Source organism: Limnohabitans sp. (assembly GCF_044373035.1).
Classification (GTDB): Bacteria; Pseudomonadota; Gammaproteobacteria; order Burkholderiales; family Burkholderiaceae_C; genus Limnohabitans_A.
The window spans coordinates 21,098-27,707 of record NZ_JBILQU010000032.1; the positions used below are offsets into that span (position 1 = coordinate 21,098).

The 6,610-nt window shown below is 61.4% G+C and carries 6 protein-coding genes; 3 read left to right on the plus strand and 3 right to left on the minus strand.

Features of this window, described 5'->3' with window-relative positions; genetic code table 11:
* On the minus strand, positions 1 to 1,986 hold the full coding sequence (locus ACIQ47_RS06975; protein WP_396437451.1) for a cation:proton antiporter: 1,986 nt from the start codon (positions 1,984 to 1,986) through the stop codon (positions 1 to 3).
* Positions 1,987 to 2,075: 89 nt separating this feature from the next.
* Here ACIQ47_RS06975 and ACIQ47_RS06980 point away from each other — a divergent pair, with 89 nt between their 5' ends.
* Genes ACIQ47_RS06980 through lptC form a run of 3 tightly spaced genes read left to right on the plus strand, consistent with a single transcriptional unit; the run spans position 2,076 to position 4,247 of the window.
* Positions 2,076 to 3,053, plus strand: coding sequence for an SIS domain-containing protein (locus ACIQ47_RS06980; protein ID WP_396437453.1), 978 nt, complete (start codon positions 2,076 to 2,078; stop codon positions 3,051 to 3,053).
* A 1-nt stretch (position 3,054) separates the two neighbouring features.
* Positions 3,055 to 3,642 carry a KdsC family phosphatase gene (locus tag ACIQ47_RS06985; RefSeq protein ID WP_396437454.1) on the plus strand — a complete coding sequence of 196 codons (588 nt, stop codon included), beginning with the start codon at positions 3,055 to 3,057 and terminating at the stop codon, positions 3,640 to 3,642.
* On the plus strand, positions 3,639 to 4,247 hold the full coding sequence (gene lptC, locus ACIQ47_RS06990) for an LPS export ABC transporter periplasmic protein LptC (RefSeq protein WP_396437455.1): 609 nt from the start codon (positions 3,639 to 3,641) through the stop codon (positions 4,245 to 4,247). Before ACIQ47_RS06985 ends, lptC begins: the two co-directional genes overlap by 4 nt.
* 166 nt (positions 4,248 to 4,413) lie before the next feature.
* Here the strand turns inward: lptC and ACIQ47_RS06995 are convergent, their stop codons facing one another.
* Positions 4,414 to 4,980: an RNA recognition motif domain-containing protein gene (locus ACIQ47_RS06995; RefSeq protein WP_396437456.1), complete on the minus strand. Its 567-nt coding sequence runs from the start codon at positions 4,978 to 4,980 to the stop codon at positions 4,414 to 4,416.
* A gap of 228 nt (positions 4,981 to 5,208) precedes the next feature.
* Positions 5,209 to 6,411 (minus strand): ammonium transporter, encoded by a 1,203-nt coding sequence (locus ACIQ47_RS07000; protein ID WP_396437457.1) that lies wholly within the window; start codon positions 6,409 to 6,411, stop codon positions 5,209 to 5,211.
* Positions 6,412 to 6,610 lie beyond the last annotated feature (199 nt).

The window sequence follows — 6,610 nt, forward strand, 5'->3', positions numbered from 1 at the left end:
TCAGCCTTGCAGGAGTTTTTCTTCGGCCACCGCCAGCGTTTGGGATTTGCCCGACAGCACCAGCGTGTCGCCCGCGTACAACTCGGTGTCTTCGCTCACGCTTTCGGGTTGGCCATTGGCGCGGCGCAGGTTGACCACGCGCACCCCCATGGCATGAAAGGCCAGGTCTTTCACCCGCTTTCCCAGCCAGGGCGAGGCCATGGGCAGACCCACCGTGGTCAGGCGTTCGTGGTCAATCTCGTCCAGCGTGTCGTCGTCGGCTCCGTGGAAATACCCTCGCAGCAGGTTGTAGCGGGCGTCGCGCTGGTCTTGCACGATGCGGATCACGCGGCGCATCGGCACACCCACCAGCGCCAGCGCATGGCTGGCCAGCATGAGGGAACCCTCGATCGCCTCCGGCACCACTTCAGTGGCACCAGCGGCCAGCAATTTTTCCAAGTCCAGGTCGTCTTGCGTGCGCACGATCACCGGCACCTGCGGAGCGTGGCTGTGGGTGTGGTCCAGCACCTTCATGGCAGCGGGCACGTCCAGATACGTGATCACCACCGCGCTGGCGCGGGCCAGGCCTGCGGCCATGAGCGATTGCAAGCGCCCCGCGTCGCCAAATACCACCGAATCTCCGGCCGCAGCGGCCTGACGCACCCGGTCAGGGTCCAGGTCGAGCGCCATGTAAGGGATGTTTTCTTTGTCGAGCATGCGCGCCAGGTTCTGGCCGCAACGCCCGTAGCCGCAAATGATGACGTGTTTGCTGGTGCTGATCGACTTGCGGGCAATGGTGGTCATTTGCAGGGACTGCTGCAGCCACTCGCCGGCCACCACCTTGAGCACGACGCGTTCGCTGTGCATGATGATGAAGGGCGTGGCCATCATGGACAGCACCATGCTGGCCAATACTGGGTTGAGCAAGGCGGGCGGAATGATGTTGCTCTGCGCCCCGAGTGTGAGCAACACAAAACCGAACTCACCCGCCTGTGCCAGATACAAACCGGTGCGCAGCGCCACCCCATTGGGCGCACCCGTGAGCTTGGCCAATGCGGTCACCAAAACCAGCTTGAAAATCACCGGCAAGGTGGTCAGCACCAGCACCAAGGGCCAGCGCTCGACCACGATGTGCCAGTCCAGCATCATGCCGATGGTGATGAAAAACAGGCCCAGCAACACATCGTGGAAGGGCCGGATGTCCAGCTCCACTTGGTGCTTGTATTCGGTCTCTGAAATCAGCATGCCCGCAATGAAAGCCCCCAGTGCCAAGCTCAGACCCGCTATTTCGGTGATCCAGGCCAGGCCCAGCGTGACCAGCAACAGGTTCAGCACAAACAGCTCCTCGCTCTTGCGCCGCGCCACCAGGGTCAGCCACCAGCGCATCACGCGCTGCCCGCCCGTCATGAGCAAGGTGATCAAGACCGTGGCTTTGAGCGCGGCCATCAGCAAGGCGGTGAGCATTTCGTCGGCCGGGGCGCTCAGGGCCGGAATCATCACGATCAGCGGCACCACCGCCAAATCCTGAAACAGCAGCACGCCCACCACGCGTTTGCCGTGCTCGGACTCCAGCTCCAGCCGGTCGGCCACCAGTTTGATCACAATCGCTGTGCTGCTCATGGCCATCGCGCTCGACAGGGCCAGCGCGGTTTGCCACTCCATTTTCCAAAGGGTGGGTGCCATCGTGGCCACAAACAAGGAAAATACCGTCACGATCACCAGCGTGAGCAGCACCTGCAGCAGGCCCAGGCCAAACACATGTTTGCGCATGGAGCGCAACTTGGGCAGGTTGAACTCCAGCCCGATGACAAACATCAAAAACACCACGCCAAATTCGGCCAGGTGTTTCACGCCCTCGGAGTTTTGCGCCAGTGCCAGCGCATTGGGGCCAATCAGCACCCCCACCGCCAGATAGCCCAGCATGGGCGGCAGCTTGAGCATGCGGCAGCCCACCACACCCAGCACGGCGGCCAGCAAATACAACAGGGTCAACTCCAAAGCGCTCATGGGTCCATATTAACAAGCGCGCATGGCCCCGTATTCAGCAACCGCGCCATTTACAAGGGCCATGTGCTGCGCCCGATAAAATACAAAACATGCTTGCCCATTCTGCCCACACCCTGCAACTCGCCCGCGAGACCCTCGACATTGAGGCCGCAGCCCTGCTGCAACTCAAATCACGCTTGGACGAGCGCTTTGTCCAAGCCGTGAACTTGGTGCTGGGCGTGCAAGGCCGCGTGGTCGTCACTGGCATGGGCAAGAGCGGCCACATTGGCCGCAAGATTGCCGCCACTCTGGCCTCGACCGGCACCCCGGCCATGTTTGTGCACCCTGGCGAGGCCAGCCATGGCGACCTGGGCATGATCAAAACCGTGGATGTGGTGCTGGCCATCTCCAACAGCGGCGAGAGCGACGAGCTGGTGGCCATCTTGCCGGTGCTCAAGCGCCAGGGCGTGCCCCTGATCGCGCTGACCGGCGGCCTGCAGTCTTTCCTGGCCCGCCATGCCGACGTGGTGCTGGACTGCTCCGTCGACAAAGAGGCCTGCCCTTTGAACCTGGCCCCCACCGCCAGCACCACCGCTCAGCTGGCCATGGGCGACGCGCTGGCCGTGGCCCTGCTCGACGCCCGGGGCTTCAAGCCCGAAGACTTTGCCCGCTCGCACCCGGGTGGTTCGCTGGGCCGCAAGCTGCTCACGCATGTGGGCGATGTGATGCGCAAAGGCACCGATGTGCCGCAAGTTGGGCCTGATGCCGAATTCACCGCCCTGATGCGCGAGATGAGCAGCAAGGGCTTGGGTGCCACCTCGGTCACCGATGCCGATGGCCGCGTGCTGGGCGTGTTCACCGATGGCGATCTGCGCCGTTTGATTGAAAAAGGCGTGGACCTGCGCAGCCTGAGCGCCCGTGACGTCATGCACCCCAATCCGCGCACCATCCGCCATGACGCGCTGGCCGTCGAAGCCGCCGAGATGATGGAGCTGTACCGCATCACCAGCATCTTGGTGGTCGACGCGCAGGGTTTGTTGTGTGGCGCCATCAACTCCAACGACCTGATGCGGGCCAAGGTGATCTGAGATGCCAACCCTGAAAACGCTCACCCCCGCCCTGCATTACCCGCCCGAGTTGTTGCTGCAAGCGCAAGGCATTCGCGTGGCATTCTTCGACATCGACGGCGTGCTGACCGACGGCGGGCTGTATTTTTCTGAAAGCGGTGAGACCCTCAAGCGCTTCAACACGCTGGACGGCCAGGGCCTGAAGCTGCTGCAAAAGGCCGGCATCACGCCGGTGGTCATCACCGGCCGCGACTCGGCCCCGCTGCGCTTGCGCCTGAAGGCGCTGGGCATCACCCACGCCCGCTTTGGCACCGAAGACAAGCGCCCTGCGGCCGAGGCCTTTTTGAGCGAACTGAACCTGAGCTGGGCCCAAGCGGCCGCCATCGGCGATGACTGGCCCGATTTGCCTGTGATGCAACGCGCCGCTTTTGCTTGTGCCCCGGCCAATGCCCATGCCCAGGCCAAAGCCATCGCCCACCACACCACTGCCGAGCGCGGCGGCGAAGGCGCGGCCCGCGCCTTTTGCGATCTGCTGCTGGTGGCGGGCGGTCACTACGCCGCCTTGCTCACGCAAGTGGGGGTGCACGACCACCCGGGCGCATCGGCATGAACTTGCTCATGCGGCTGCGCCGCACCCTGGACCGGTTGACGATTTACCTCCCCTTGTTTCTGTTTGCCATTTTGGCTTTGGGCAGCTGGTGGCTGGTGCGCAGCGTGCCCGAGCTGATGCCGCCCGGCATTGACCCCCAGCTGCGTCAGGACCCGGATTTCCGGCTCGATCAATTCACGGTCAAATCCTTTGACGCCACAGGCCGACTGACCCGCGAAATCAGTGGGCAAAGCGCCACCCACTTTCCGGCCACGCAAAGCCTGCACATCGAGGGCGTGCGCATTCTGGCTGAAAACGAGGCGGGCACACGGCTGACGGCCCAAGCCCAAAAAGGTATTTCCCGTGAGGCCGATCAACAGGTGACCCTGACCGGCCAAGCGCAGGCAGTCAGACAGGCAGACGCTCAGGGCCCGCGCGTCGAGCTGCGTGGTGAAACATTCACGGTGGGGTTGGAAGACGAGCGGCTGGTTTCGGACCAGCCGGTGCGCATCACACGCGGCGCTGAAGTGTTCACGGCCCAAAGCATGAACTTTGACACCCGAAGCGGTCATTACGAGCTGCAGGGCCGCGTGCGCGCCGTTTTGCCACCAAGGCAAACCCCTTAAAGGGACCACAAAACCGGAACAAGCCCGACTCCAACCCGTCGAAACCCCGGCGGATGGGGCCAGATTTTTCTGGAGGTTCGCGCCACGCAGGGCGTCAGAAACGACAAAGCCCTGCAACGCAGGGCTTTGGGCTTTCATGGGCTGAGTGATCAGCCCATGGGCTCAATCAGTAGTCGCCACCGCCTTCGCGACCACCTTCACGACCACCTTCACGGCGACCACCACCACGGGGGCCTGCGCCGTAGGGGCTTCTGAAGCCGCCACCTTCACCACGACCGCCGCCACCGCCATCGCCACGACCGCTGCCGCCGTATCCGCCGCCGCCTTCACGGCCGCCGCCATAGCCGCCACCGCCTTCACGACCGCCGCCGAAGCCGCCACCGCCGCCGCCGTAACCACCACCACCGCCGCCACCGAAACCAGCGCCGCCGCCTTCACGGCGAGGGCCGCCGAAGCCACCGCCGCCGGACCGTGGAGGGCGTGCTTCCATCGGACGTGCTTCGTTCACGACCACGTTGCGGCCGCCCAAAGGCTGGCCATTCATGCCGTTGATCGCGGCTTGGGCTTCGTTATCGTTGCCCATTTCCACAAAGCCGAAGCCTTTGGAGCGGCCCGTATCGCGTTCCATCATGACTTTGGCGCTGGTCACAGCACCGAATTCACCGAAGGCTTGTTCCAGATCACCGTCTCGCACCGAGTAAGGCAAGTTGCCGACGTAAAGTTTGTTGCCCATGAAAGGGACTCCTCAAAACACAAAGATAAAAGCGATGGAGTTCCGAAAGCGCATTCAACAAACCTGAAAACTTCGGAAGGAAAGCGAAACTGACCTGTTCACCGCAAACTGGACTTCAATGAAAATGCCGCTGAAGCCTGTTCACTATCTTCGAGAAAACAAAAATAAATGCAAGGCATTTTCTCTAAATGCCCTGAAAAACGTGTTAGGCGACACAGATTTGTTGTTTTACCAACTCACTTCCCGCTCGGGCGAGGCGCTGATTTTGTGAATCGTCAAATCGGCCCCGTCATATTCTTCCTCGGGGCTGAGTTTCAATCCGAGGGTAATTTTCAATATCCCGTAAATCGCCACACCCCCCAACAGGGCCCAGGCTACACCGAGGCCAGTGCCGATTAACTGCGCGCTCAGGTTGACGCCGCCCAAGCCGCCCCAACTGCTGGCCCCAAAAATGCCCGCCGCAATACCACCCCAAGCACCGCAAATGCCATGCAAGGGCCACACGCCCAGCACATCGTCGATCTTCCATTTGTTCTGGGTCAGGGTGAACATCACCACAAACAAGGCCCCGGCCACAGCACCGGTGACCAGCGCACCAAATGGATGCATCAAATCGGAGCCTGCGCACACCGCCACCAAACCGGCCAAGGGACCGTTGTGCACAAAGCCGGGGTCGTTCTTGCCCAAAACCAAAGCCGCCAATGTGCCACCCACCATGGCCATCAAAGAGTTGACCGCCACGAGGCCCGAAATTTTGTCCAAGGTCTGGGCGCTCATCACGTTGAAGCCAAACCAGCCGACGATCAGGATCCACGAGCCCAAAGCCAAAAACGGAATGCTCGACGGGGGATGTGCCGAAACTTCGCCGTTTTTACGGTAACGGTTGTAGCGCGCCCCCAGTAAAACGACCGCAGGCAAAGCGATCCAGCCGCCCATGGCGTGGACCACCACCGACCCCGCAAAGTCATGGAACTCATCGCCCGTGAGCGCCTTGATCCAGGCCTGCACGCCAAAATGCTGGTTCCAGACAATGCCCTCAAAGAAGGGGTAGACAAAGCCCACGATCACCGCTGTGGCGATCAGTTGCGGCCAGAACTTGGCGCGCTCGGCAATGCCGCCCGAAATGATGGCGGGAATGGCGGCGGCAAAGGTCAGCAAAAAGAAGAACTTGACCAGGTCATAGCCACTTTTGGCGGCCAGTTGTTCCGCCCCCACAAAGAAGGTGGTGCCATAAGCCACGCTGTAACCGACCACAAAATAAACCACGGTGGACACTGAAAAATCCACCAGGATTTTGACCAGCGCATTGACCTGGTTCTTTTTGCGGACCGTGCCCAGCTCCAGAAAAGCAAAACCGGCGTGCATGGCCAACACCATGATGCCGCCCAACAATATAAAAAGCGCATCTGCGCCCTGTTTTAGTGCTTCCACGGTCGTCCTTTGAGGATTTTTGATTTGATTTGGTGCATTTCGAGGGCGATTCACCCCTGCGCACCAAAGAAAAGCAAGAAACGCACCCAAAGTAAGTCACAAGCGCCTGAGCGATCGTCACGCCCCCAAACCGGTGCACAGGTCCCTCACGTAAGATGCGCACCTCTCACCGATTCAGTGTTCAGGCTTAAGCCCCCAC